General features: G+C 64.8%; 27 protein-coding genes. 11 read left to right on the top strand and 16 right to left on the bottom strand.

Annotated features, from left to right (window positions below):
• Window positions 1-35: 35 nt before the first annotated feature.
• The 3 genes from gshB to RFM98_RS26370 form a co-directional block, all read right to left on the bottom strand.
• On the bottom strand, window positions 36-977 hold the full coding sequence (gene gshB, locus RFM98_RS26380) for a glutathione synthase (protein ID WP_320311535.1): 942 nt from the start codon (window positions 975-977) through the stop codon (window positions 36-38).
• An 80-nt stretch (window positions 978-1,057) separates the two neighbouring features.
• Complete coding sequence (locus tag RFM98_RS26375) at window positions 1,058-1,432, bottom strand: GtrA family protein (protein ID WP_320311534.1); 375 nt, start codon at window positions 1,430-1,432, stop codon at window positions 1,058-1,060.
• On the bottom strand, window positions 1,432-2,436 hold the full coding sequence (locus RFM98_RS26370) for a glycosyltransferase (RefSeq protein WP_320311533.1): 1,005 nt from the start codon (window positions 2,434-2,436) through the stop codon (window positions 1,432-1,434). The genes RFM98_RS26375 and RFM98_RS26370 overlap by 1 nt, the downstream gene beginning before the upstream one ends.
• A 126-nt stretch (window positions 2,437-2,562) precedes the next feature.
• Between RFM98_RS26370 and RFM98_RS26365 the strand changes: the two genes are divergently transcribed.
• The 7 genes from RFM98_RS26365 (at window position 2,563) to RFM98_RS26335 (ending at window position 10,540) form a co-directional block, all read left to right on the top strand.
• Window positions 2,563-4,359, top strand: a complete 1,797-nt coding sequence (locus RFM98_RS26365) for a GtrA family protein (protein WP_320311532.1) — start codon at window positions 2,563-2,565, stop codon at window positions 4,357-4,359.
• A gap of 223 nt (window positions 4,360-4,582) precedes the next feature.
• Window positions 4,583-5,932 carry a putative bifunctional diguanylate cyclase/phosphodiesterase gene (locus RFM98_RS26360; RefSeq protein WP_320311583.1) on the top strand — a complete coding sequence of 450 codons (1,350 nt, stop codon included), beginning with the start codon at window positions 4,583-4,585 and terminating at the stop codon, window positions 5,930-5,932.
• A 255-nt stretch (window positions 5,933-6,187) separates the two neighbouring features.
• Window positions 6,188-6,955: an SDR family NAD(P)-dependent oxidoreductase gene (locus RFM98_RS26355; RefSeq protein ID WP_320311531.1), complete on the top strand. Its 768-nt coding sequence runs from the start codon at window positions 6,188-6,190 to the stop codon at window positions 6,953-6,955.
• Window positions 6,952-7,887, top strand: coding sequence for a 2-dehydro-3-deoxygalactonokinase (locus tag RFM98_RS26350; RefSeq protein WP_320311530.1), 936 nt, complete (start codon window positions 6,952-6,954; stop codon window positions 7,885-7,887). The genes RFM98_RS26355 and RFM98_RS26350 overlap by 4 nt, the downstream gene beginning before the upstream one ends.
• Complete coding sequence (locus tag RFM98_RS26345; protein WP_320311529.1) at window positions 7,884-8,522, top strand: 2-dehydro-3-deoxy-6-phosphogalactonate aldolase; 639 nt, start codon at window positions 7,884-7,886, stop codon at window positions 8,520-8,522. Before RFM98_RS26350 ends, RFM98_RS26345 begins: the two co-directional genes overlap by 4 nt.
• On the top strand, window positions 8,522-9,394 hold the full coding sequence (locus RFM98_RS26340) for an SMP-30/gluconolactonase/LRE family protein (protein WP_320311528.1): 873 nt from the start codon (window positions 8,522-8,524) through the stop codon (window positions 9,392-9,394). The genes RFM98_RS26345 and RFM98_RS26340 overlap by 1 nt, the downstream gene beginning before the upstream one ends.
• Before the next feature lie 93 nt (window positions 9,395-9,487).
• Window positions 9,488-10,540 (top strand): D-alanine--D-alanine ligase family protein, encoded by a 1,053-nt coding sequence (locus RFM98_RS26335; protein WP_320311527.1) that lies wholly within the window; start codon window positions 9,488-9,490, stop codon window positions 10,538-10,540.
• A gap of 148 nt (window positions 10,541-10,688) precedes the next feature.
• On the opposite strand, the gene RFM98_RS26330 is transcribed toward RFM98_RS26335, so the two are convergent.
• The 11 genes from RFM98_RS26330 to RFM98_RS26280 form a co-directional block, all read right to left on the bottom strand.
• Complete coding sequence (locus RFM98_RS26330) at window positions 10,689-10,976, bottom strand: DUF1330 domain-containing protein (protein ID WP_040986451.1); 288 nt, start codon at window positions 10,974-10,976, stop codon at window positions 10,689-10,691.
• A gap of 21 nt (window positions 10,977-10,997) precedes the next feature.
• Window positions 10,998-11,705, bottom strand: a complete 708-nt coding sequence (gene pyrF, locus RFM98_RS26325) for an orotidine-5'-phosphate decarboxylase (RefSeq protein WP_320216338.1) — start codon at window positions 11,703-11,705, stop codon at window positions 10,998-11,000.
• A complete protein-coding gene (locus RFM98_RS26320; protein ID WP_320311526.1) occupies window positions 11,705-12,301 on the bottom strand; it encodes an NADPH-dependent FMN reductase in 597 nt (198 codons plus the stop codon). Before RFM98_RS26320 ends, pyrF begins: the two co-directional genes overlap by 1 nt.
• Before the next feature lie 115 nt (window positions 12,302-12,416).
• Window positions 12,417-13,022, bottom strand: coding sequence for a phospholipid N-methyltransferase PmtA (pmtA, locus tag RFM98_RS26315; protein WP_320311525.1), 606 nt, complete (start codon window positions 13,020-13,022; stop codon window positions 12,417-12,419).
• A 132-nt stretch (window positions 13,023-13,154) separates the two neighbouring features.
• Complete coding sequence (gene dnaJ / locus RFM98_RS26310) at window positions 13,155-14,285, bottom strand: molecular chaperone DnaJ (protein ID WP_320293880.1); 1,131 nt, start codon at window positions 14,283-14,285, stop codon at window positions 13,155-13,157.
• A gap of 222 nt (window positions 14,286-14,507) precedes the next feature.
• Window positions 14,508-16,424 carry a molecular chaperone DnaK gene (gene dnaK, locus RFM98_RS26305; RefSeq protein ID WP_320216267.1) on the bottom strand — a complete coding sequence of 639 codons (1,917 nt, stop codon included), beginning with the start codon at window positions 16,422-16,424 and terminating at the stop codon, window positions 14,508-14,510.
• Between the two features lie 446 nt (window positions 16,425-16,870).
• Window positions 16,871-17,671 carry an inositol monophosphatase family protein gene (locus RFM98_RS26300; RefSeq protein ID WP_320311524.1) on the bottom strand — a complete coding sequence of 267 codons (801 nt, stop codon included), beginning with the start codon at window positions 17,669-17,671 and terminating at the stop codon, window positions 16,871-16,873.
• A gap of 71 nt (window positions 17,672-17,742) precedes the next feature.
• On the bottom strand, window positions 17,743-18,741 hold the full coding sequence (locus tag RFM98_RS26295; RefSeq protein ID WP_320311523.1) for an LLM class flavin-dependent oxidoreductase: 999 nt from the start codon (window positions 18,739-18,741) through the stop codon (window positions 17,743-17,745).
• 3 nt (window positions 18,742-18,744) lie between these two features.
• Window positions 18,745-19,566 carry an arylamine N-acetyltransferase family protein gene (locus RFM98_RS26290; protein WP_320311522.1) on the bottom strand — a complete coding sequence of 274 codons (822 nt, stop codon included), beginning with the start codon at window positions 19,564-19,566 and terminating at the stop codon, window positions 18,745-18,747.
• A gap of 85 nt (window positions 19,567-19,651) precedes the next feature.
• Entirely contained in the window at window positions 19,652-20,821 is a 1,170-nt protein-coding gene (locus RFM98_RS26285; protein ID WP_320311521.1) for an AI-2E family transporter, read from the bottom strand.
• A gap of 158 nt (window positions 20,822-20,979) precedes the next feature.
• Window positions 20,980-22,041, bottom strand: coding sequence for an LLM class flavin-dependent oxidoreductase (locus RFM98_RS26280; RefSeq protein WP_320311520.1), 1,062 nt, complete (start codon window positions 22,039-22,041; stop codon window positions 20,980-20,982).
• Window positions 22,042-22,262: 221 nt separating this feature from the next.
• Between RFM98_RS26280 and RFM98_RS26275 the strand changes: the two genes are divergently transcribed.
• On the top strand, window positions 22,263-22,691 hold the full coding sequence (locus tag RFM98_RS26275) for a DUF6481 family protein (RefSeq protein WP_320311519.1): 429 nt from the start codon (window positions 22,263-22,265) through the stop codon (window positions 22,689-22,691).
• Between the two features lie 173 nt (window positions 22,692-22,864).
• On the opposite strand, the gene sugE is transcribed toward RFM98_RS26275, so the two are convergent.
• Both sugE and RFM98_RS26265 read right to left on the bottom strand, forming a co-directional pair.
• Window positions 22,865-23,179 (bottom strand): quaternary ammonium compound efflux SMR transporter SugE, encoded by a 315-nt coding sequence (sugE, locus tag RFM98_RS26270; RefSeq protein WP_320311518.1) that lies wholly within the window; start codon window positions 23,177-23,179, stop codon window positions 22,865-22,867.
• A gap of 195 nt (window positions 23,180-23,374) precedes the next feature.
• On the bottom strand, window positions 23,375-23,500 hold the full coding sequence (locus RFM98_RS26265; RefSeq protein WP_095819016.1) for a hypothetical protein: 126 nt from the start codon (window positions 23,498-23,500) through the stop codon (window positions 23,375-23,377).
• 211 nt (window positions 23,501-23,711) lie between these two features.
• On the opposite strand from RFM98_RS26265, the gene RFM98_RS26260 reads away from it, so the two are divergent.
• From RFM98_RS26260 to RFM98_RS26250, 3 genes are all read left to right on the top strand, one after another.
• A complete protein-coding gene (locus RFM98_RS26260) occupies window positions 23,712-24,521 on the top strand; it encodes a transglutaminase-like domain-containing protein (protein WP_320311517.1) in 810 nt (269 codons plus the stop codon).
• Window positions 24,522-24,644: 123 nt separating this feature from the next.
• Entirely contained in the window at window positions 24,645-25,604 is a 960-nt protein-coding gene (locus tag RFM98_RS26255; RefSeq protein ID WP_320311516.1) for a cation diffusion facilitator family transporter, read from the top strand.
• Window positions 25,605-25,639: 35 nt separating this feature from the next.
• Window positions 25,640-26,044, top strand: a complete 405-nt coding sequence (locus RFM98_RS26250) for a GFA family protein (protein WP_320311515.1) — start codon at window positions 25,640-25,642, stop codon at window positions 26,042-26,044.
• Window positions 26,045-26,235 lie beyond the last annotated feature (191 nt).

Raw genomic sequence — 26,235 nt, 5'->3', positions numbered from 1 at the left:
TCCAGCGCATTTGGCAGACCGGTCGTATGGGAGGCTTACGTCCTCTTCCCTTCCACGCAATCCCAGAACAAGCCCGCAATATCCGCCCCGCCGAAACGCTGCACTTCGCGCACGCCGGTCGGCGAGGTGACGTTGATCTCGGTCATGTAATCGCCGATCACGTCGATGCCGACGAGGATGAAGCCGCGTTCCCTGAGCGACGTTCCGATGCGGGCGCAGATCTCGCGCTCGCGCTCGGTCAGATCCGTCTTCTCGGCGCGGCCGCCGACATGCATGTTGGAGCGGGAATCGTGCTCGGCCGGCACGCGGTTGATGGCGCCCACCGGCTCGCCGTCGATCAGGATGATGCGCTTGTCGCCCTTGCGCACGTCCTTGAGGTAGCGCTGCACGATATAGGGCTCGCGGAACAGCTGGCCGAACATTTCCAGCAGCGAGGCAAGGTTGCGGTCGGCCTCGTGCAGATGGAAGATGCCGGCGCCGCCATTGCCGTAGAGCGGCTTGACGATGATGTCGCCGAATTCCTTGCGGAAGGCGGCCACCTCTTGCGGGTCCTTGGTGATCAGAGTTTCCGGCATCAGGTCCGGGAATTCGGTGACGAAGATCTTTTCCGGGCTGTTGCGCACCCAGGCCGGGTCGTTGATCACCAGCGTCTTCGGATGGATGCGCTCCAGAATGTGCGTGGTGGTGATGTAGTTCATGTCGAAGGGCGGGTCTTGCCGGAGCAGCACCACGTCCATCTCGGAGAGGTCGGTGCGCACCTTCTCGCCCAGCGAATAGTGGTTGCCCTTCTCGTCGCGCACCTGCATCTCCTCGACGCGCGCGAACACCTTGCCGTCGCGCATCGACAGCCGGTCGGGCGTGTAGTGGAAAAGCTTGTGGCCGCGCCGCTGCGCCTCCAGCGACAGCGCAAACGAGGTGTCGCCGGCGATCGACACGGTGGAGACATGGTCCATCTGGACGGCGATCTTCAGCGGCATTTTCGGTCTCCGGGAAACTCAGACGCCCGATATAAGGAAATAGGCGGCGCCTGCCAATCGTGCTCGCTTGGTGCAGAAGCTCAGCGGTCGAAGACCAGGCGCGAATAACCCAGGAAGGATAGCGCCATGGCGACGATCGAGGCAAAGGCGAGGGCCGCCAGCGGCGGCAGCCCCGGCAGCGCGAACAGGGCGGCGCAGTAGACCAGATAATTGACGACGCTGGTGGCGATGCCGACGCCGCCGTAGCGCGCGCCTTCCTGCGCGATGCCCCGGCTCGACGGCGAGAAGGTCAGATGGCGGTTTACCTGCCAGGTGACGCAGAGCGCGAAGCCGATCGACAGCACGCGCGCCGAGAGCGCGCCGAGCGGCGTCGCCGAAAGCAGCAGCCAGAGTGCCGCCGCGTCGGCGGCGAAGCCGATGCCGCCGGCAAGGGCGAAGCGGACAAGGCGGTCCACTATGCCGCCCGCGAGGCCTTGCGCGGCTCGCTTTTCGGCGAGGCCTGCCCGGATGGCGGGCGCTCGGCGCGACCGGAGGAAATCGACAGGTAGAAGATGCGCTTCTGCTCGGCCCGGCCGCGCGAAACCGAATCGAGGATCAACCCGGTCATCATGGAGAGCATGGCCAGAAGCAGCATGCCGATCGACAGCACCCAGGTCGGCATGCGCGGCACCAGCCCCGTCTCGGCGAACTCGACCAGCACCGGGATCATCAGGCCGATGCTGGCCGCCAGGAAGAACAGCGCGAACGTGCCGAAGAAGCGCAGCGGCTGCGTCTCCTTCATCAGCATGGCGAACATCCACAGGATCCTGGCGCCATCGCGGAAGGTCGACAGCTTCGACGACGAGCCTTCCGGGCGGCGGCCGTAATCGAGCGCCATCTCGCTCACCGGCAATTTCAGCTGCGAGGCATGCACCGACATCTCGGTCTCGATCTCGAAGCCGCCGGAGACGGCCGGGAAACTCTTGACGAAGCGGCGGGAAAAGATCCGGTAGCCCGAAAATATGTCGGTGAAGTCCGTGCCGAACAGGCTTTTGTAGAGGCGGTTGAAGACACGGTTGCCGAAGGCGTGGCCGTTGCGGCCGGCATCGTCGGTCACGCCGCGCCTGGTGCCGACCACCATGTCGGAGCGCTCGGTCAGCAGCACGTTGATCAGCTGCGGCGCATCCTCCGGCGCATAGGTGCCGTCGCCGTCGGCCATCACATAGATGTCGGCATCGATGTCGGCGAACATGCGCCGCACCACATTGCCCTTGCCCTGTCGCGGCTCGCGCACGACGTTGGCGCCGGCGGCGCGGGCTTTCAGCGCCGTCAGGTCCTTGGAATTGTTGTCGTAGACATAGATCGCGGCCGACGGCAGGGTCTCGCGGAAACGCCGCACGACCTCGCCGATCGTCAGCTCTTCGTTGTAGCAAGGCAGGAGCACGGCGATAACCGGCTCGTGGCGGACTGCATGCGGCATGTCTGTCTCCGGGCGCCCGACCAGCCTCCGGCCGTGCTCATGCCGGCCCCGTCGAGCCGTTTTACTATTTATTGAAGCCGTTAAGGCTAGGTTTAAACCGATCCTCTCCCTTCAAAGGCCAAGGCAATGGGCACAGCCGAGAACGGCGCCGCCACCTGGAAGTCCGATCTCATGCTGGCGCTGCTTGCCGCCTTGCTCGCGTTCGCGCTCGATGCGTGGACCGGTTTTGGCCCGCTGACCGATGCCGGCGGCGACAACGACAATCTGTTGCGCCTCGTCGAGGTCCGCGACCTGCTCGCCGGCCAGGGCTGGTTCGACCTGCACCAGTACCGGATGGGCCCGGAAGGCGGCTTCGTCATGCATTGGTCGAGGCTGGTCGACGCGCCGATCGCAGCGATCGTGCTTGCCGCCTCAGTGCTTACCGGCAGCAGGCCGCTCGCCGAGGACGTGGCGCAGGTGCTGTGGCCGGCGCTGCTGTTTTGGTCGACCTTGTTCTTCACCGCGCGCGCCGCGCGCAGCTTCGGTGGTGGTGGCGCGGTGCTGCCCGCCATCCTGATCGGTGGCGCCGGCTATCACGTCCTGGGCATCTATGCACCCGGCGCGCTCGATCACCACAACGCCCAGTTGATGCTCACCATGGCGAGCCTCGCTTTGCTGATCGAGGCGCCTGCCCGACGCTGGGCCGCGCTGTTGTCCGGCTTCTGCGCCGCTCTGACGCTCGCCGTCGGCATGGAAACCGTGCCCTATGTCGCCGCCATCGGCGTCTGCGTGGCGCTGCTGTTCGTTGCCGATGCCGGCGGCGAGCGGGCGATCGCCCGGGATTTCGGCCTCGGCTTCGCCGGCGTGGCGGCGCTTGTCTTCGTCACCACCGTCCCGCCTTCCACATGGGGCGTGGCGCAATGCGATGCCTTCTCGGTCGCGCAGTTCCTCGTCGCGGCCGTTGCCGGCATCGGGCTTGCGGCGATCGCCTCGATCGAACCCGCCGCCCGCGGCTGGCAGCGCAGGCTGGCATCGCTTGCCGCGCTCGGCGTCGTCCTCGGCGTGGTCGTGGCGGCGCTGTTCCCGCATTGCCTCGCCGCGCCCTACGCCAATCTCGACCCGCGACTCAAGGAACTGTGGCTCGACCATATCGACGAGGCCCAGTCGCTGTTCACGCTGCTTGTCCGTAATCCGGCGCGCGTGGCGGCGCGTTACGGGACGCCGCTGGTCGCGATCATCCTGATGACGCTGCGCTTCCGCCGCGGCGGCTGGCGGCGGCAGGACAGCCTCGTTGCAGCACTGCTCGCCGTCGCTTTCGTGGTCGGCGCCTGGCAAGTGCGCGGCACCACCTTCTCGATCGCCTTCGCGGTCATTCCGCTCTCGGCCTGGATCGCCAAATGGCGGGCGCGGGCCGAAACCAGTTCTTCGCTTGGCGTGGCGCTGCGCCTGGCGGCCGTCTGGCTGGTCTCGATCAACCCGGTCTGGACAGGCGTCGCCGCTGCCGCCTCGGTGGCGTTCGATAAAGGCACGGCTGTCGCCGACGGCGGCGCCATGGACAAGACCTGCCAGAAGAAGGCCACCTTTGCGCCGCTCGGCGGCATGACCGGCACCACCGTGCTGACGATCTCCAATCTCGGAGCGCCGGTCCTTGCCTATAGCGGCCATCGCGTCTTCGCCGGCCCCTATCACCGCAATGTCGCCGGCAATCTCCTGGCGCTGGACGCCTTTCTCAGCTCGGCCGATGACGCGCGCGCCATCGTCGAGGCGCATCGTGTCGGCCTCGTCGCCGTCTGTCCCGGCAGTGTCGAGACCCTGACCCTGACCCGGAAGGCGCCGCATGGCTTCCTTGCCGGCCTGCAGCGCGGCAGCGTGCCGGACTGGCTCGAGCTGGTCAGCGAGAAGGGCAGTCCGATCGAGCTCTATCGCGTAAGGCAAGCCGGCTAAGGCGATCCACGAATGGCGCGAAGCGGCTGGCTTCGGCGGTTGCGCGGCAGCCTCCGTCCGCAATTGCTTAATCTTGGGGTAGATCGGCGTTCCTTGTCGGAAGCTGAACCATTGCCGGAGACGCAAGCGACTTTTGGACGATGGAAAATCGATTTTCCGATACTCTTCCTAAACGCTTTGCTGCCAGTCTGGCCGCAAATACCGACATCACGACAGAGGCATGATGCAAACGACGTTTGGCACCGGTCAGCCAGGCAAGGAAAACACGGATCTGGCTTTCACCGATTCGTTGACCGGGCTCGGCAACCATCGTCGCTTCTTCGACAAGGTCGATCGCCTGATCAGCGACCGCGCCGACGATCCCGCGCCCTTCACTGTCGGCATCCTCGACCTCGACGGCTTCAAGCCGATCAACGACCTGTTTGGCCACAAGGCCGGCGACGACATCCTGATCCAGGTGGCGATGCGGCTGCGCGCCTCGATGGACGGCTATTCCACCGTCTGCCGCATCGGCGCCGACGAGTTTGCCTACCTCTACCCGATGGTGTTCTCGGAGGAGCAGGCGGCCGAGAAGTCGCGCATGCTGATCGAGATATTGTCGGCGCCATATGACGTCGGCGAGCGCACCGCGAGGCTGTCGGCCTCGGTCGGCTGCTCGCTGTTCTATTCCGGCGACGAGACCACCGAGATCCTCATCAACAAGGCCGAAACGGCGCTCTATCACGCCAAGCGCTCGGGCCGTGGCCGCGTCGTCGTCTACACCCGCGAGATGGAGGAGGCGGCCAAGCGTGTCACCCGCATCGAGCAGGCGCTGCGCCGCGCCGTCTCGGCCGGCGAGGTCGAGCCGCATTTCCAGCCCATCGTGGACCTCAACAGCCGCCGCACCATCGGCTTCGAAACCCTGGCGCGCTGGACCGACCGCGACCTCGGCGTCGTGCCGCCATCCGTCTTCATCCCGATCGCCGAGGAACGCGGCATCATCGGCCCGCTGTCGCAGCTGGTGCTGCGCAAGGCGACCGAGGCCGCGCGCAACTGGCCTAAGGAGCTGTTCCTGTCCTTCAACCTGTCGCCGTCGCAGCTCGTCGACCAGAACACCGGCCTGCATATCCTTGCCATCCTCGACCGCACCGGCTTCGATCCGCGCCGGCTGGAGATCGAGATCACCGAGACCGGCCTGATGAACGATCCGGCCTCGGCCGAGAAGATCGTCGAGGACCTGCGCCGCGTCGGCATTCGCGTCTCGCTCGACGATTTCGGCACCGGCCAGTCGTCGCTCGGCCGCCTGCGCGAATTCCACTTCGACAAGCTCAAGATCGACCGCGCCTTCGTCTCCTCCATTCTCGACGACCGGCCCTCGGAACACATCATCCGCGCCATCCTCGCCATGTGCGAGGGGCTCGGCATGGATGTCGTCGCCGAAGGCATCGAGGACGAGGCGCAGGCCGACCGTCTCGTCCAGTTCGGCTGCGCCGGCGGGCAGGGCTACCTGTTCGGCAAGCCGGCCGATGCCGACGCCACGCTCGGCTATCTGCGCGATTCCTATCGCGGCGCGCTGCATGCCAAGGCGATCTGACCGCGCCTTTCAGTTGTTCGGAAGACCAGCCGCCGCCGATCTGGCGTGGCGCCGGTCATTTGTCTGACATTAATGCATGTCGCCCAGAAGTGTGCAGCGGTTCTGGGACAACGACATGCATCAAAACAAAGACTTAAAGCGCGTCGCCTGAATCCGGTTCAGCGCGACGCGCTTTAGCTCGGAAATCCGACGTTTCTCCCTTGCCCCCGCGCTTTGTCTGGATAGGATGCGCGCCGGCCAAACGGAGAAAGAGATATGATGCCATCGGCGCGGTTCGCCGACCTCGACGGCGCCTCGGTGCTGATCACCGGCGGCGGCTCCGGCATCGGCGCGGCGCTGACCGAAGGCTTCATGCGGCAGGGCGCCAGGGTCGCTTTCATCGACATAGCCGACAAGTCCAGCACGGCTCTTGCCGACCGGCTGGACAAGGAGCTTGGCCGCCGCCCGCTCTATCTCAAGGCCGACCTGCGCGACATCGAGGCGCTGCGTGCCGCCGCGGCAAAAGCGGCTGAAGCGCATGGCGATGTCACGACGCTCGTCAACAACGCCGCGCTCGACGACCGCCACGCGGTGGAAGACGTCACCGTCGAGTTCTGGGACAACAACCTCGCGGTCAATCTGCGGCCGCATTTCTTCACCGCGCAGGCCGTGGCCCCCGGCATGAAGCGCGCCGGCGGCGGTTCGATCATCAATTTCACCTCCACCTCCTATCTGATCAACCATCCCGATATGCCGGCCTATACCGCCGCCAAGGCAGGCATACTCGGCCTGACCAAGGGCCTTGCCGGCAAGCTCGGCGCCGACCGCATCCGCGTCAACGCGGTGGCGCCAGGCTGGGTCATCACCGAACGGCAGCGCGAGCTCTGGGTGACGGACGAGGGGCTCGCCGCCCATGTCGCCAAGCAATGCATCAAGGATGTCATGTTGCCCGACGACATGGTGGGCACGGTGCTGTTCCTGGCATCGGATGCCTCGCGCATGCTCACCGCCCAGATGCTGATCGTCGATGGAGGCTTCCTGTGAGCCCGGCACCTGCGGTTGCCGCGCTCGACTGGGGCACGACGCGGCTCAGGGCCTGGCTGCTCGACAGCTCGGGAAAGGTGCTTGCCGAGCGGCGCGGCGACGACGGGCTGATCACCGCCCGCGAGAAGGGTTTTGCCAAGGTGCTGGAAGGCCACCTTGCCGCCATGGGCGCGCCGGACACGTTGCCGGTCATCATCTGCGGCATGGCCGGTTCCCGGCAAGGCTGGATCGAGGCGCCTTACGTCACCGTGCCGGCGCCGATCGGCGCCATTTTGCGCGGTGCCGCCCGCATCGAAAGCGAGCGGCGCGACATCCGCATCGTGCCTGGCTTGGCGCAACGCCTGGCCGATGCGCCGGATGTCATGCGCGGCGAGGAAACCCAGCTTGCCGGCGCCGGTTTGCCGGCAAAGGGACGCCACCTCGTCTGCATGCCGGGCACGCATTCGAAATGGGTCGCGGTCGAGGAGGGCGCGGTCGCGGGCTTTGGCACATGGCCGACCGGGGAATTGTTTTCGGTGCTCGCCACGCACTCGATCCTGAAACATTCGCTGGGCGAGCATCCTGCCCCGGTCGTCGCGGACAGCCCGTTCTTCCGTCAGTGGTGCGAACGGGCACTCGGCGAAGGCGGCGACGTCACGTCAAAGCTGTTTGCCATCCGTGCGGCCGGGCTTCTGCAGGACCTGCAGCCCGCCGATGCGGCGGCATGCCTGTCCGGACTTCTGATCGGCGGCGAGATCGCCTCGGCAAGGCGCCGCTACGGCGCGAGCGACGCGCCGGTGGCATTGGTCGCCTCCGGTGCGCTGGCCACGCTTTATGGTTCCGCCCTGGGTTTTGCTGGCCTTGCTTTTCGCGCTGTCGACGCCGATGAAGCGGTGCGCGCCGGCCTCGTCGAGGCGGCGCGGGAGAACGGCATGATTGGAGGCGCTTCATGAGCCAGACCGCACCCTTTCCGAAGCTCAGGCGCGGCCTTGTCGCCATCCTGCGCGGTCTGAAGCCCTCCGAGGCGGTGGCTATCGGCCGGGCGATCCATGACGCCGGCATCGAGGCGATCGAGGTGCCGCTCAATTCGCCGGAGCCGTTCGTCTCCATCGCCGATCTGGTCAAGGCGCTTCCGCAAACGGCGCTGATCGGCGCCGGTACGGTGCTGACGGGGGCGGATGTCGACGCCTTGCACAAGGCCGGCGGGCGTCTGCTGGTCAGTCCCAACATCGATGCCGAGGTCATGGGCCGCGCCATGCAGCACGGCATGGTGACGATGCCTGGCGTGTTCACGCCCACCGAAGCCTTCCAGGCGATCCGGCTCGGCGCCTCGGCGCTGAAATTCTTCCCGGCGAGCGTGCTTGGATCGGGCGGCATCGCGGCGATCCGCGCGGTGCTGCCGGCAACGACGCTGGTCGGCGCCGTCGGCGGCGTATCCGACAAGGATTTTGCCGGCTACAAGGCGGTCGGCGTCAGCGTCTTCGGTCTGGGGTCGAGCCTCTACAAGCCAGGTGCAAGCGTCGAGGACGTGGCGCAGCGCGCCCGTGCCGCGGTCGCCGCCTGGGACGAAGCCTTCGGAGTGGCATGATGGACGGCGTTTCGGTTTTTTCCGACTACATTTGCGAGCTCGGCGAAGGCCCGAGCTACGATCCCGCCACCGACACGCTGTTCTGGTTCGACATCGTCAACGGCAAGCTTCTGGAAAAGCCGCTCGCCGGTGCCCTGAAAATCCATGATCTCGGCCTGATGGCGAGCGCCATCGCCGTCATCGATGACGATCGCCAGCTCATCGCCACCGAGATCGGGCTGCAGGTCAGGGACGTCAGGACCGGCAGGCTGACGCCGCACACGCCGATCGAGGCCGACAATCGCTTGACCCGCTCCAACGATTCCCGTGTCCATCCATGCGGCGCCTTCTGGACCGGAACGATGGGCAAGGACGAGGAGAAGGGCGCCGGCTCGATCTACTGGTTCTTCAAGGGCGAGCTGCGCCGGCTGTTTTCCGACATCACAGTATCGAACTCGATCTGTTTCTCGGAAGATGGCGCAACCGCCTACTACACCGATACCGCGACCGGGCTTCTGATGCGCGTCGCCTGCGATCCGGCGACCGGCCTGCCCAAAGGCGAACCGAAAGTGTTCGTCGACCATCGCTCCTCGAAAGGCTATGTCGACGGCTCGGTCGTCGACCGCCACGGTGTGCTGTGGAACGCGGTCTGGGGCGGCAGGGCGGTGAAGGCCTATGCGCCGGACGGCACACTGCTGCGCGAGATCGCAATGCCGGTGACGCAGGCTTCTTGCCCGGCCTTTGTCGGCCAGAAGGCCGACCGCCTGGCGGTGACCTCGGCCTGGAAAGGCAAGGACGAGAAGCAGCGCGCTCTCGATCCGCAGGCAGGCATGACCTTCCTGCTCGATATTCCGGTCAAAGGCCGCTTCGAGCCGCGTGTGCTGATCGCCTGAGCTATCACGCAATCGCCCGGCCCGGTCGGTTTCCCGCAAGCCGGCCGCTCCGGCCATGCGATGGTAAGCGCCTGATTTCGCCCGGAGCATTCGATGCCGCAGCCGACACTGGTCCTTGTCCACGAGCCGGAAAAGGCCTGCTTTGATCGGCTTGTCGCCGATGGTTATCCGGCGGAGCGCGCCCTCGAAATCTCGTCCTACCTGGCGCAATCGACCGATCTGGCGCCTGAGTTTGGCATGCTGGCCGTCGCCTGCGAGACGCGCGGCCTCGCCTTCACGGCTGTGGAGCTCGACGACGCGGCGCTGCTGCTGGCGAAGGCAGATCCGGCGACGACGCTGGTCTGGACGCTGACCGACGGCATCGCCTATTTCCGTGGCGGCGCCGCGCCCGCAATGGCGCGGCTCAACGGGCTGCGCACCATCGGCGCCGACGATTCGCTGTTCGCGCTCTGCCAGGACAAGTTCCGCTCGGGCGCGGTGCTCGGCGCGCTCGGCCTGCCGGCGCCGCCCGCCGGCTTGGCGCGCAACGGCGAATGGCTGGTCGAGCCGCCGGCCTCGTCCGCCGGCTGGTTCGTCAAGCCGAACCGGCTTGGCGCCAAGATCGGCATCTGGCCGGATTCGCGCATCGCCGATCTCGGCCACGCGCTGGAACTTAGCCGGCGTGTCTTTGCCCATTATCGCGACGACGTCGTCGTCCAGCCCTATGTCGCCGGCCGCAACGTGCGGGCGAGCTTCCTCGGGCTGAAGCCCGAAACCGGCGTCGAGGCGCTCGGCGTCTTCTTTGTCGATTCCGGCGGCGACTTCCAGACCATGGCCGACTCGATGGCGCTCTATGGCGAGACCGGCCAGGCCGCGAAGGATGCGGGAACCTATGCCGAGCCGGAGCTCGAGCCTGTCGGCTCGCGCCAGCCGGCGGCCGACCGGAAAATCCGCGCCATCGCGCAAAGGTTGATCGGCGGCCTTGGCTTGCGGGATGTCTTTTCCGTCGATTTCCGGGTCGAGGCCGACGATACCGTCCACCTCATCGAGTTCGAGGTTTGTCCGGGCCTGCCCTGCTTCGATTTTCGCGACTATTGCCGCAGAGAGTGGGGCATGAACCTCGCCGATGCGATGGCAGAGACGGCTGCCAATAGATTGAGGTCGTGACCTTCATATTGGCTGAGACCGAACGATTTCGTCATTCCAGGGCGGAGCTCCTTGCTCCGCCCATGGATGACGAAGCGATGGGCGTTTCGGCTAATCTCCAACGTGCCAACGCAGCAAACAGCTGATCTACCGCCCCTGCTTCGACGAACTAAATCCCTTCCACCAGCACGATCTCGCCGTCGGCCACTTTCTGGCGGATGGCGACGGCGCGCTGGTATTCCGGCGAGTGGTAGCAATCATGCGCTGCCGCCAACGACTCGAACTCGATGATGACGTTGCGGGCGCGTCCAGGCCCTTCGGCCTTTTCATGCTCGCCGCCGCGTGCCAGGAATTTCGCGCCGAAGCGGTCGAAGGCGAGCTTTGCGGCGGCGACATAGTCCTTGTAGCCCTCGGCATCGCGCACATCGACACGAGCGATCCAATATCCCTTTGGCATTGCTTTCTCCGGTTCGAAAAATCAGGCTGATTGCATCTCGGTGAGGATCGCCTCGGCCGCCGCGCGGCGGTCCGGCGCCGCGACGATGGGCCGGCCCACGACGAGATGGCTGGATCCGTTGCGAATTGCCTGCGCTGGCGTCACCACGCGTTTCTGGTCGCCATGGTCGCTGCCAGACGGCCGGATGCCCGGCGTCACCACCGCCATGTCGGGGCCGACGATCCGGCGCACCGCCTCGGCCTCCTCCGCCGAGCAGACGATGCCGCCCATGCCGGCGTGCAGCGCCTGTTCGGAGCGCCTGAGCACCAGCGTGTGCGGGTCGTATTCGTAGCCGGCGTCGATCATGTCCTGCTCGTCCATCGAGGTCAGCACCGTCACGCCGAGCAGGCACAGATCGCTGCCTTTGGCCGCCTCGACCGCTGCTTTCATCGCTTTTGGATATGCATGCAGCGTCAGCATCGTCATGCCCATCCTGACGATATTCTCGACGCCCTTGGCCACCGTGTTGTCGATGTCGAGCAGCTTCATGTCGAGGAACACTTTCGTGCCGCCGCTCGCCAGTTCCCGAGCGAAGTCCAACCCGCCGGCGAAGGCGAGCTGGTAGCCGATCTTGTAGAAGGAAACGGTGCCCTCGAGCTCGCGCACCGCCTTCTCGGCCTCCTTCAGCGTCGGCAGGTCGAGCCCGACGATCAGCCTCTCTTGCATGGTGTCGGCTTCCGCGAAATGCATCACGCCTCGATCCGGGTGGACAGCATGCGCGAGGTTTCGATCAGCGTACGGCATAGGCGCTCCATCGATCGGTGTTGTCTATCGTCCCTGAATTGTCCGTCCTCGGCGAAAGCTTCGTCGGCGCCGGCAACAGAGCATTCCGGCGTAATCACCTCCATCTGGCAGCGCACCAGCACCGCGCGCAGATGGTTGATGCAGCGTATGCCGGCGAACTTGCCCTCCGAGGACGAGCAGAGCCCCACCGGCTTGCCGGCAAGTGGCCTGGATGCACGGTCGCCGTCGCGCGGTATCCGGCTTACCCAGTCGATCGCGTTCTTGAGCAATGGCGGGATCGAGCCGTTATATTCCGGCGTGGCGATCAGCAAGCCATCATGGACCGCGATCTGCCGAGCGAGCTTCACGGCATTCTCGGGGATGCCTTTTTCCTTCTCGAGGTCTTCGTCCATGATCGGCAGCGGATAATCGCCGAGCGAGATGCGCGTCACTTCCGCGCCCTGCATGGCGAGTTCCTTCTGCGCGACATCGGCCGTCCGGCCGCTGAACGCGCCGGTCCGGACCGAGCCGGCGAAGACGAGGATTCTTGGGATCACGGCCATCGGCTTGCTTTGCTAAGGGAGTAGGGGAGTAAGGCAGTAGGGCAGTAGGGATTAGTCCGCAAATCGTCCCGTTCATTCCCTACTCCCTAATGCCTTACTCCCCTATTCCCATCATCTAATGCGCCGCGCGCCGGTAGATCCACAGCTGCGTCGGCGGAATGTTGCGGATGATGAAATCGAAATGCTCGACCGTGTAGTCGCCGCGCCCCGCCGGGATCGGCGACAGCGGGCCATAGGTCAGCTGCACGATCGGCCGGCCATGCGGGATGCGGTCGAGCAGGCTTTCGATATAGGCGATGCGCTGGGCAACCGGGAAATTGAGCAGCGGCACGCCGGAGACCACCGAATCGAACACCATGTCGCGCTTGTCGCCGAGCGTGGCGTTGAGATTGAAGGCGTCGCCCTCGATCACGTTGACGCCGGGATAGAGCCCGCGCAGATGGCGCACGAAGTCGCTCGAATATTCGACCGCGTAGAGATTCTCCGGCCTCACGCCCTGGGCCAGGATGGCGCGGGTGATGACGCCGGTGCCGGGCCCGACTTCAAGCACCGGCAGGCCCGATCTCGGATTGACGATCGAAGCCATCTTGCGGGCGGTGATGGAACTTGTGGGAACGATCGAGCCGACGGTTTTCGGCTTGTCGATCCAGCCCTTGAAGAACTTCAGCTCGTCGTCGAATTTTTCGGCCAGCGCTTTGCGCAACCCGGGACTACGTGCCATGCGAGCTCTCCTCAATGCTCAGCCCCCGGTCCGCTACTTAGCAGGTGGGTGGGACAAGGCAAGGCGTCAACCTGGCATAAGATGTTGATGACGCTTGGGAACCGTCCGCACCGGAACGCCAGGCCGTGGTGATCAGCTCTCACCGAACGACTCGAAAAAGTCCTTCATGCGGGCGAAAAAGCCGCTCGATTGGGGCGAATTGTCCTTCGAGGAGAGCTGTTCGAACTCCTCCAGCAACTCGCGCTGGCGGCGCGTCAGGTTCTGCGGCGTCTCGACCGCCGTCTGGATGTAGAGGTCGCCGACATTGGGCTGGCGCAACACCGGCATGCCCTTGCCCTTGAGCCGGAACTGGCGGCCGTTCTGCGTGCCTTCCGTCACCTTGACCTTGGTCTGGGTGCCGTCGAGCGTGGTGACCTCGAAGGAGCCGCCAAGGGCTGCCGTCGTCATCGAGATCGGCACTTTGCAATAGAGATCGGCGCCGTCGCGCTGGAAGAATTCGTGCGGCTTCACCGCCAGGAAAATGTAGAGGTCGCCGGACGGTCCGCCGCGCAGGCCGGCCTCGCCCTCATTGGCGAGCCGGATGCGGGTGCCGTCCTCGATGCCGGCCGGGATGTTGACCGACAGCGAGCGCTCCTCGGTAACGCGGCCCTGGCCGGCGCATTTCGGGCAAGGATCCTTGATCGTCTGGCCGCGCCCCTGGCATTGCGGGCAGGTGCGCTCGATCGAGAAGAAGCCTTGCGTGGCGCGCACCTTGCCGTGGCCATGGCACATGGAGCAGGTCACCGGCTGCGTGCCGGGCTTGGCGCCGCTGCCGGAGCATTCCGAGCAGGAGATGGAAGCCGGCACGCGGATCTGCGCCGTCTTGCCGGAGAAGGCCTCTTCCAGCGTGATTTCCATGTTGTAGCGCAGGTCGGCGCCGCGTTCGCGACCGCCGGAAGAGCGGCGCTGGCGGCCGCCCATCATGTCGCCGAAAATATCCTCGAAGATGTCGGCGAAGCCGCCGGCGCCAAAGCCGTGCGCGGCGCCGTTCATGCCGCCCTGCTCGAAGGCGGCGTGGCCGAAGCGGTCATAGGCGGCGCGCTTCTGCGGGTCCTTCAGCGTCTCGTAGGCTTCGTTGATTTCCTTGAACTTGTGCTCGCAGGCACCGTCGCCGGGGTTGCGGTCGGGATGGAACTGCATGGCGAGCTTACGGAAAGCGCTCTTGAGTTCCTTTTCGTCGGCGCCTTTTTGCACGCCCAGCGTTTCGTAGAAATCGGCTTTCATTTTTTCCCGCTGTCCGGATGCTCAATGTCTTCAAGCATTGTTGGCGACGTTTGCCGGCACGTTCCTGGATTTAGGAGCGATAGTATCCGGATGCTAGTACTAAGCCGGGCTCGCTCCGGGTTTTTCCGTCACTTTTTCGGACAGGCCCGTGCTTTTTCAGCGAAGGTTGCAAAAAAGCCCGGCCTTGCGCCGGGCTTTTGCACTTATTCGCCGTCAGCCGGCTCAGGCCGACTTCTTCTTGTCGTCGTCTTCGTCAATTTCCTCGAAGTCGGCGTCGACCACGTCCGAATCCTTGGCGGCATCCGCCTTGGCGTCGGCTTCGGCCGCTTCCTTCTGCGAGGCCTCGTACATGGCCTGGCCAAGCTTCATCGAAGCTTCGGCAAGCGACTGCGACTTGGCCTCGATATCGGCCGCGTCGTCACCTTCGGCCGCCGCCTTCAGCGCGGCGATGGCGTCGACGATCGCGGCGCGGTCAGCCTCCGAGACCTTGTCGCCATAGTCCTTGAGCGACTTCTCGGACGAATGCACCAGCGCTTCGGCCTGGTTGCGGGCCTCGACGAGACCACGGCGCTTCTTGTCCGTCTCGGCATTGGCCTCGGCGTCCTTCACCATCTTCTCGATGTCGGCGTCGGATAGACCGCCCGAAGCCTGGATGCGGATCTGGTGCTCCTTGCCGGTGCCCTTGTCCTTGGCCGAGACGTTGACGATGCCGTTGGCGTCGATGTCGAAGGTGACCTCGATCTGCGGCACGCCGCGCGGGGCCGGCGGGATGCCGACCAGGTCGAACTGGCCGAGCAGCTTGTTGTCGGCCGCCATTTCGCGCTCGCCCTGGAAGACACGGATCGTCACCGCCGACTGACTGTCCTCGGCGGTCGAGAAGGTCTGGCTCTTCTTGGTCGGGATCGTCGTGTTGCGCTCGATCAGCCTGGTGAACACGCCACCCAGCGTCTCGATGCCCAGCGACAGCGGCGTCACGTCGAGCAGCAGGACGTCCTTGACGTCGCCCTGCAGCACGCCGGCCTGGATGGCGGCGCCAAGTGCCACGACCTCATCGGGGTTGACGCCCTTGTGCGGCTCCTTGCCGAAGAACTGCTTCACGATCTCCTGGATCTTGGGCATGCGGGTCATGCCGCCGACCAGAACCACTTCGTCGATCTCGGCAGCCTTCAGGCCGGCATCCTTGAGCGCCGCCTTGCAGGGCTCGATGGTGCGCTGCACGAGGTCGTCGACCAGCTGCTCGAACTTGGCGCGGGTCAGCTTCATCGTCAGGTGCTTCGGGCCGCTGGCGTCGGCGGTGATGAAGGGCAGGTTGATCTCGGTCTGGGTCGTCGACGACAGCTCGATCTTGGCCTTTTCCGCGGCTTCCTTGAGCCGCTGCAATGCCAGCTTGTCGTTCTTCAGGTCGATGCCCTGTTCCTTCTTGAACTCGGCCGCCAGGTACTCGACCAGCCGCATGTCGAAGTCCTCGCCGCCGAGGAAGGTGTCGCCATTGGTCGACTTCACCTCGAACACGCCGTCGCCGATTTCGAGCACCGAAATATCGAACGTGCCGCCGCCAAGGTCATAGACGGCGATGGTCTTGCCGTCCTTCTTTTCCAGGCCATAGGCGAGTGCCGCGGCCGTCGGCTCGTTGATGATGCGAAGCACCTCGAGGCCTGCGATCCTGCCGGCATCCTTGGTCGCCTGGCGCTGGGCGTCGTTGAAGTAGGCCGGAACGGTGATGACCGCCTTCTCGACCTTTTCGCCGAGATAGGCTTCCGCCGTCTCCTTCATCTTCTGCAGGATCATGGCCGAGATCTGGCTGGGCGACTGCTTCTTGCCGCCGGCCTCGACCCACGCGTCGCCATTGTCGCCCTTGACGATCTTGTAGGGGACAAGCTTCTTGTCCTTTTCCGTCACCGGGTCGTCATAGCGGCGGCCGATCAGGCGCTTGACCGCGAAGATGGTGTTTTCAGGATTGGTGACCGCCTGGCGCTTGGCCGGCTGGCCGACGAGACGTTCGCCGTCGCTCGAGATGGCGACGATGGAAGGCGTCGTGCGGGCGCCTTCAGCGTTTTCGATCACCTTGGGGTCCTTGCCATCCATGATGGCGATGCAGGAATTGGTGGTGCCGAGATCGATACCGATAACTTTTGCCATTGTTCTAGTCTCTCCTCTAAGCAGGCTCTCAGGACCCTTCAAAAGGCGTTCCGACGAAAGCCCCTGTTCACAAGAAATCCCGTCCCGTCCCCGTATTTCGGGGCCGGACGGCTTGGCGCGTATATAAGAACAGCCGACACGGGGCGCAAGCATTCTGCGCAAGGCGTCCATTGTCTCGACACGGGCCGGGAGGCGACGCGCCATGCTTTGCGGCGGGATCGGCGTGAGATCGCGCTATCGCCTTGTTCCAGCTTGCCTTTTTAGAATCGATGCCATGGACGACGCGCAGATCCGCCTTCCGGCAGGGGCAAGGCGTGCCCCGGCGGGCGTGACTTTCGGTCGCGAAAGGGCGGAAAATCAGCGCCGTCGCCATGCTTTTGGCAGCCGTCGCCATGCTTTTGGCATCTGTGGGCGAGCTGTGGAAAGCGCCCGGCTCGCGCAGAGTGTCAGCGCGTAGGGCCGAAGGCGGTCTCGCAGAGCAGTTGCAGCCTAGGGAAGATTTGCTTGCCGCCGGTAATCACCTGGGTCCCTTTGCCGAGCACCGTCTTCGGATCGGCCTTGAGCACCGTGCCGCCAGCCTCCTCGACCAGCAGCATGCCGGCCAGGCAGTCCCAGGCGTTCATATGCTCCTCGACATAGCCGAGCAGCCGGCCCGCGGCCGTATAGGCAAGCATCAGCGCTCCAGACGCATTGCGGTAGAAGACGCCGCCTTCGGCCATGATCTTGCTGATGAGCACCGCGACATGCTCGGTCGAAGCCCGGGTCGAAAGCCCGGTGCCGACGGAGCCCTCGGAAAGCGAGGCCGCATTGCTGGCCTTGATCGGCTTGCCGTTGATGAAAGCGCCGCCACCGCGGCGACCGTAGAACGTCTCGTCGGTCGAGGGCTCATGGATGACGCCGACAATCGTTTCGCCGTTCAGGGCGCAGGCGATCACCACGCACCAGGCGGGAATGCCGCGCACGAAATTGGCGGTGCCGTCGATCGGGTCGATAACCCAGACATGACCGGTCTTTCCGGTCAGGGCCGCATGCTCCTCGCCGACGATGCCGTCTTGCGGATAGGCCTCGGCGATTGCCGCACGGATGAACAGCTCGACCTCGCGGTCGGCTTCCGAGACCAGGTCCTGATGGCCCTTGCTCTCGACGGTCAAATTGTCGAGGTCGCGAAAATATTTCAGCCCCAGCTCGCCGGCGCGCCGCGCCAGGTCGATGGCAAAATGCATGCGGTCGTCGAGATCGTCGGTCACGTAAGGGCTCTCGCTGAGGACGGGCGCCCGCCCTTAGCAGAGGAACATGTCAGACAAAAGTGACTGTATGGTCAGGCCGCCTTCGAGATCGATTTGTGCACGTCGGCGAGGATCTCGAAAGAGCGCACGCGTGCCGCGTGATCGAAGCACTGCGCCGTCACCATCAATTCGTCGGCGCCGGTGCGGCCGATGAAGGCGTCGATGCCCTGGCGCACCGTTTCCGGTGAGCCGACGACGGCGCAGGACAGCGCCTGGGCAAGCATGGTTTTCGCGACGGGATCGAGATCGCGGTCGTAGTTCTCGACCGGTGGCGGCAACTGGCCGGGCCGGCCGCTGCGCAGGTTGACGAAGGCCTGCTGCAGCGAGGTGAACAAAAGCTTCGCCTCGGCGTCGGTCGGTGCCGCGAAGACATTGAGGCCCAGCATCACATAGGGCTTGTCGAGCTGCGCAGAGGGCTGGAAGCGCGTGCGGTAGACCTCCAGCGCGTGGTCGAGCTCGGCCGGCGCGAAATGCGAGGCGAACGCATAGGGCAGGCCGAGAAGTGCGGCGAGTTGCGCGCCATAAAGGCTGGAACCGAGGATCCAGACCGGCACCGCCTGGCCTTCGCCGGGCACGGCGCGAATGCGCTGGCCTTCCTCGGCCGGCTGGAAATAGCCCATCAGCTCGACCACGTCCTGCGGGAAATTATCGCTGCTTTCGAGGTTTCGGCGCAGCGCGCGAGCGGTCAGCATGTCGGTACCCGGCGCGCGGCCAAGCCCGAGGTCGATGCGGCCGGGAAAAAGTGCCGCCAGCGTGCCGAACTGCTCGGCGATCACCAGCGGCGCATGGTTGGGCAGCATGATGCCGCCGGCGCCGACGCGGATCGTCAAGGTGCCGCCGGCGACATGCGCGATCACCACGGACGTCGCCGCGCTCGCGATGCCTGGCATGTTGTGATGTTCGGCCAGCCAGTAGCGCGTATAGCCCAGACGCTCGGCATGGCGGGCAAGGTCCAGCGAGTTGGCAAGCGACTGCGTGGCGGTGCTGCCTTGCGTGATCGGCGACAGGTCGAGAACCGAAAGGGCCGTCATTGGTCAGGTCTCCACGATGCGTTTTTCCCGCAGCCTCGCCGCGAAAGCGGCGCGGTCGGGAATGAGGATGGCGAGCTGGTTCTCCAGCACGTCGGCGAGCTCAGTGGCCGTCGCAATCTCGCGCTGCTCGCTACGGCCGTCGGCATGATGCGTCGACAGCCGGTTGTTGCGCAGCGCGTAGCGCCGGTCGGGCAGGGCGAGCGCGACAACAAGGGTCGAGAGAAAATGCGAGCTCGGATGGGTCGACAGGAAATGGCTGGCGACCCGATAGTCGACCTCATAAGCCTGCTGCATGTCGAAGCGGTAGAGCGTGCGCCAATCACCGCCGATATCAGCCTGCAGGCGGAATTGGCCGCCGGTCTCCACGATGCGGAAGGTCTCGTGCGGCGTCTGTTGCTCAAGCCCGGGCTCCAGCAGCAGCGGCGCCGTCAGCGTCAGGCCGCCGAAGCCGACATCGGCGATGTAAGCGCGGCCGCCGAGCTCGATGCGCAGCAGCATGTGGCTGCGCGCGGTAACAGTGTCCTCGGGCTGGCCCCACAGCACGCGCGCCGCCAGCCCGCTGACCGTGAAGCCCAGCGCCGTTAGCGCATGCATGAAGATCAGATTGTGCTCGAAGCAGTAGCCGCCGCGACCCTGGCTGAAGATCTTGTCCTGCAGCGAGGCGACATCGAGCCCGACCGAAACGCCCATCAAGGCGTCTATGTTCTCGAACGGGATCGCCCGCGGGTGGATGGCATGCAGCACCCGCAGCGTGTCCAGCGGAGGGTCGGTCGGCCCGCCATAGCCGATGCGGGCGAAATAGCCGTCGAGATCGAAGTCGCTCATTCAGGGAACAGTTCCGGCTTGACCGGTCCGATATAGGCACTCGCCGGCGGTGCCGCAAACGATCGGCCGGGACTCGGCCAGCGCATTACGCGGCGGACTTGTGATCTTGGTCCGCCATCTCTTCGTCCACGGCCATGGACTGCTGTGCCGCCAGGAAGTTGCCGACCGGGCTCAGGCTTTCGAAATGGTCGCAGAAGACCTTGATGACGACCAGCAGCGGCACCGCCATCAGCGCGCCGACGAAGCCCCACAGCCATGACCAGAAGGCAATGGCGATGAAGATCGCCACCGCGTTGATCTCGAGGCGTCGCCCGACCACCATCGGCGTCACGAACTGGCCTTCGACGATGTCGCACAACATCACGAAGGCCGGCGCCAGCAGTGCAAAGGAGATCGAATCGAAGCTGATCAGCGCGATGACGGCAACGAGCAGGATGGTCATCAGCGCGCCGACATAGGGCAGGAAATTGAGCAGCGCCGCCGCCGCGCCCCACACCAGCGGATTGGGCATGCCCAGCCCCCACAGACCCAGCCCGATCACCGTTCCGAGACCCGTATTGATGAGGAGGACAGTAAGCAGATAGTGCGAGATTTCGCGCTCGACGTCATAGACGACGCGCAACGCCCGCTTCTTCTGGGTCATGCTGGTGAAGGACTGGACTATCTTCTCGTAAAACAGCGTGCCCGAGGCGAGCAGGAACAGCGACAGCACGAAGACGATGGTGATCGAGGTGCCTGCTTCGAGGATGTTGCTGGCGGCCGTGGACAGGATGCCGGACGGCGCCACCGCGACCCGCTGCACGCCCGGCTCCTGCGAGGTCTCGGTCAGCGCTTCCAGCTGGTGCGCAAGATCCATTGTCCGTTCGAGCGGCTGCTTGAACGGCGCCAGCCGCTCGGTGAGCTGCTGGCCGATCGAGTAGCTGTTGTTGATGAGCTCGATGATCGGGCCGCTGAGCAGGTAGCCCGCGGCGGCGAAGACGACGATGGAGAAGAGCACCAGCAGTGTCGCCGAGACCACTTCCGGAATGCCGTGCTTGCGCAGGAAGCGCACGATCGGCGTCAGCGTCAGCGTCAGCAGGAAGGCAAGCATCACCGGCATGAAGAAGGCACGAGCGAAATAGAGCGCGGCGGCCGCCATCAGAATGAAAATCCCGATCAACAGCGACCGCATCAGGCGCATGTCCGCCCTGGCATCGGCACGCGGATCAGGGCTTTCGGCAACGCTCGCACCCGAAGCGATCGGTTCGGCTTTCATCGGTTCCCCTAGAGCAATTCCAGGAAAAGTGTGAGCGGTTTTCCGTCGGGAATTGCGTCAAAACAAGGCACCGCAACCGGTGCAATCGACGGGAAACGTGCCTGCCGCGCCAAGGTTCCGTTAGCCGGCGGTCATGGAAAGCCTTCCGCCGCTTCCGCTCAGGCGACCGGCGCCGCTGCCGCGGGGACTGCGTTTGCCGTCTCCTTGCGTACGATCGGCGCCACCTTGGTGCCGTAGAGCTCGATCGCCTTCATGATCTTGGCGTGCGGCATGATGCCGATCGCCATCTGCAGGAGAAAGCGGTCATTGCCGAAGATCTTGTGCTGGGCGACGATCTTTTCCGCCACAGCTTCAGGATTGCCGACGAACAGCGCGCCGTTCGGGCTGCGCGCCTGGTCGAAATGCGCGCGCGAGGTCGGGCCCCAGCCGCGCTCGCGGCCGATGCGGTTCATCACCTCGGCCTGCGGTCCGTAGAAGTCGTCGGCCGCCTGTTCGGTCGTCTCGGCAATGAAGCCGTGCACGTTGATGCTGGTGGCGAGCGAAGCTGGATCGGTTCCGGCTCGCCGCGCCGCCTCGCGATAGATATCGAACAGCGGCGCGAAGCGCGCCGGCTCGCCGCCTATGATTGCAAGAGCCAGCGGCAGGCCGAGCACGCCGGCGCGGGCGGCCGACTGCGGCGTGCCGCCGATGGCGATCCAGATCGGCAGCTTTTCCTGGAATGGGCGCGGATAGACGCCGCGCCCGTTGATCGGCGCGCGCAGCTTGCCATGCCACGTCACTTCCACCTGGTCGCGGATAGCGAGCAACAGGTCGAGCTTCTCGGCGAAGAGCTCGTCATAGTCCTCGAGATTGTAGCCGAACAGCGGGAAGGATTCGATGAAGGAGCCGCGCCCGGCCATGATCTCGGCGCGACCGTTGGACAGAAGGTCGAGCGTCGCGAATTGCTGGAAGACGCGCACCGGATCGTCGGAGGAGAGCACGGTGACCGCGCTGGTGAGGCGAATGCGCTTCGTGCGCTCCGCTGCCGCGGCCAGCGCCACGACCGGCGCCGAGGCGGCATAGTCGGGGCGGTGATGCTCGCCGAGGCCGAACACGTCGAGACCGACCTGGTCGGCAAGCTCGATTTCCTCGATGAGGTTGCGCAGCCGCTCATGCGGGCCGATGGCGCCGGGACCCGCTTCCGGGCTGACATCCGCGAAAGTGTAGAGACCGAGTTCCATGTTGCTGTCCTGGGGTGTCGTCTGGGTTGGTTTCGGCGCTAGAGGTAGCGATCGGTCTTGCCGCCCGCCAGTGGCGTGGATTGTGAACAGTCCATCGCGATGGCCAGCCGTATCATTGCGGCAACAGCACAGATTTTCATGGCTGGCATACCGTTTTGGCGCTTGAACTCGCCGCTTTCGCGCGTATGTAAGCGTCGCGAATAGACTGCAGGGAAGTACACTTGGCTATCTACAGGGAAAAAGACATTTTCGAGCGGCGCAATGCCGCGAACGAGGCAAAGAAGGCGCTGCTCGAGCGCTTCAAGGCAAAGCCGGCGGCGGATGACCCCGCTGTGCTGGCGCGCCAGGCCGAACGCAAGGCAATCCTCGAGGCTCGCGAGATCCGCGAAGCGGAGAAGGCTAGGCTGAAGCAGGAAAAGCAGGCGCGTGAAGCGGCCGAGAAGGCCGAGCGCGAAGCTATTGCCGAGGCAGCACGTCTTGCGGCGGCGGCGGCGGCGGCCGAAGAGGCCAGGCGCCGCGAGGCTGAGGAAGCCGAACGCATCGCGGTCGACCTTGCCGACGAGGCCGCGCGCAAGGCAAAGCGTGACGCACGCTATGCCGCCCGCAAGTCGCGCGTCGGCAGAACGCCTCCGGGCTTCTCCGCCCGCTAAGTTCGGGTTCGATGGAAAATGATTCAGGGTCGCCGAAAGCGGCCCTGAACGCGTTTGTGCTTGCGGACAGCAAGCCTATCTAATGCATGTCGCCCGTACGCGGTTCTGGGACAACGACATGCATGAAAACAAGGACTTAAAGCGCGTCGCCTGAATCCGTTTCAGCACGCGCTTTAGGCGACGAGTTTCAGGCCGACGATGCCGCAGACGATCAGGCTGATGCAGGCGAGCCGGACAATTGTCGCCGGCTCGCCAAGCAGCCAGATGCCGAGCAGCGCCGTGCCGACGGTGCCGATGCCGGTCCACACCGCATAGGCCGTGCCGACAGGCAGCGTCTTCAGCGCAAGGCCGAGCAGGCCGAGGCTGACGATCATCGAGGCAATTGTGAGAAGGGTCGGCAGCGGCTTCGAGAAGCCATCGGTATATTTGAGGCCGATTGCCCAGCCGATCTCGAACAGGCCGGCGAAGAAAAGAACAATCCAGGACATCGACAAGCACTCCGTCATTCCGGCATCGGTTGAGATGCTCGGGGGTGGCGGGTCGTCCCGGCCGGGTTTTGCGGCGAAGCGAGGTCGTCCTCGCCCTTTGCTATGGGGTGCCCCCCGATTAACAAAATACCGGCAGCATTGTCATGCCGCCGGGTTCAAAGCCTGCATTGAGCCGGGTCGACCGAATTCGGCCGCCTACTTTTCCTTGATGCGCATCGCCTTGACCGGCGGCGCCTTCGGAGCCGGGGCCGCGGCGGGCTTCTTGGCGTCCTTCTTCGGCTTGCGGGCTTCCTTGCCTGCCTTCATCGCACCTTTAGCCATGATTCGCTCCTCCGATTGCGGACGTGCAAGTGAAACAAGAGAAATGCCCGGCTGCAAGAGGGTAGCGGCTGTCGCCGCCAACAGCCGGGCGCTTTCAACCGATTTCTAATTTGCTCGCAAACCTCATCGGTCCGTGCGATGGTCTTCTTCGCACTGCAGCATCAGCCCAGCTTTCGCCGGGGCGATGATCGAGCAGCCGGCCAGGGAGAAAATGCGAATTCACATCGGCTGCGAGATGAGCTTCGACTTTCCGCAGGAAGCGCCACTGATCGCGATGCTCAACGTCCACTACTCCCGCGCCTCTGATCTTGAGCGGCCGGATTTCCTGACCTCCACTCCGCCAGTGCCGATCCAGAGCTATCGCGACAGTTTCGGCAACTGGTGCAACCGGCTTGTTGCCTCTCCGGGACGTTTTACTTTCGGCACCGATGCCATCATCCGCGATCCCGGCACCTTCGAGATGGGTGACCTATCGGCCTGGCAGCACGAGGTGCGCGACCTGCCGTCGGACACACTCTTGTTCCTGCTGCCCAGCCGCTATTGCGAAAGCGATGTGCTGGCGAGCGACGCCTGGCGGTTGTTTGGTCACACCCCCCTCGGCGTTCCGCGCGTCCAGGCGGTCTGCGACTTCGTCCACAACCATGTCGTCTTCAACTACGGCAATGCGCGGCCTACGCGCACCGCGGCGGAGGCCTACCGCGAGCAGAGCGGCGTCTGTCGCGATTTTGCCCATCTTGCTGTCGCCTTTTGCCGTGCGCTCAACATCCCGACCCGCTACTGCACCGGCTATATCAGCGACATCGGCCTGCCAAAACCCTGGGCCCTGATGGATTTCGCCGCTTGGATGGAAGTCTATCTCGGTGGCCGCTGGCACGCTTTCGATCCGCGCAACAACGCCCCGCGCATCGGCCGCATCCTGATTGCCTCCGGCCGCGACGCGGCCGATGTGCCGCTGACCCATATCTTTGGGCCGGGCACGCTAGCCGGCTTCAGAGTATGGACCGACGAAGTCGTCGAATAGGAGCTTCGCGCCACGAGCCGCCTCCTCTTTGAACGACCGGACCGTCAGCGCGTTTTGCATAGCTGTGGAGCTTCGGCCGGCAGGCCGCTAAGGTCGGTCGTATCGGAAAGGGTCAGGAACCTGATGGCAGGGCATGCCGGCTCGAAAAGGGTTATCTATGCCGCGCTCGCCGGCAACCTGGCGATCGCGCTGACCAAATTTGCGGCGGCGGCCTTCACCGGTTCGTCCGCCATGCTGTCGGAAGGCGTGCATTCGCTGGTCGACACCGGCAATGGCGGGCTCCTGCTCCATGGCATGCGCCGCGCCGCGCGGCCGGCCGATCGTACGCACCCGCTAGGCCATGGACGCGAGCTCTATTTCTGGAGCTTTATCGTGGCGCTTCTGGTGTTCGCGCTCGGCGCCGGCGTTTCCTTCTATGAAGGCGTCATCCACATCATGGCGCCGGAACCTGTCGTCAACGCCAAGGTCAACTACATCGTGCTTGGCCTGTCCTTCCTGTTCGAAGGCAGCTCGTGGCTGGTGGCCCTGAGGGAATTTCGCCTGCAGAAGGGCAACCAGGGCTGGTTCGAGGCCATCCACCGAAGCAAGGATCCCAGCGTCTTTACCGTGCTGTTCGAGGACAGTGCAGCACTTCTCGGCCTGATGGTCGCCTTCGCCGGCATATTGGCGGCGGAAATCTTGGAAATGCCAGAGCTCGACGGTGTCGCCTCGATCGGCATCGCGCTGATCTTGGGCACAACGGCGATCTTCCTGGCGCGGGAGAGCAAGAGCCTGCTGCTCGGCGAGCCGGCCTCGCCGGAGGTCCAGAAGCAGGTGCTCGCCATCGCCCAGCAGGATCCGGCCGTGCAGCGCGCGAACGGAATCCTCAGCGTCCATATCGGGCCGGAGGAAATCGTCGCGGGCTTGAGCATCGAATTCGAGGATCATCTCACCGCGCCCGAGATCGAGGCCTGCGTCGAGCGCCTGGAAGCACGGTTGAAGAAGGAGATGCCGCAGATCACCAGGCTCTTCGTCAAGCCGCAGGCCACTGGCACATGGGAGCAGCGGCGCAAGGCCATCGCCGAGGCAGCGGAGGAGGGCTAGATTTTGACGCAGCGAACTTGTCAGGAGGAAGACCGATGAAGATCGACGGCGGATGCCATTGCGGCGCCATAACTTATGAGGCGGAAGTCGATCCCGAAAAGACCTCGATCTGCCATTGCACGGACTGCCAGCAACTGACCGGCACCGCGTTCCGGGTCAGCGTGCGTGCGCCTGAGGAGGACTATCGCATTACCAAGGGCGAGCCCAAGGTCTATATCAAGACCGGCTCGACCGGCGCCAAGCGGGCACAGGGTTTTTGCGGCGATTGCGGCTCGCATCTCTACGCCACCTCGGTCGGCGACGGGCCGAAGGTGTACGGCATCAGGGTCGGTACGGCGCGCCAGCGCGACCAACTGGTACCGAGGACGCAATACTGGCATCGCTCGGCGCTGCACTGGCTGCCGGAATTCGAGGGCACGAGGGTCGTCGAGGAGCAGTAGGGTTCCCAGGCCTCTGGCGATTGGCCGAAGCCTCCCTGCTTTCGTCATCCACGGGCGGAGCGGGAGCGAAGCGGACGCGTAGACCCGAGGATCCATGCCGTGACCTCATCAAGGGCACGGCAGAGCAGAAATTCTGCACCGTCGCAACGCCTTAGCGTCACGGCATGGATTCTAGGGTCTGCGCGCGTCGC

Origin of the sequence: Mesorhizobium australafricanum (assembly GCF_033977265.1) — a bacterium.
Lineage (GTDB): Bacteria > Pseudomonadota > Alphaproteobacteria > Rhizobiales > Rhizobiaceae > Mesorhizobium > Mesorhizobium australafricanum.
This window is presented reverse-complemented; position numbering and strand designations above follow the sequence as displayed.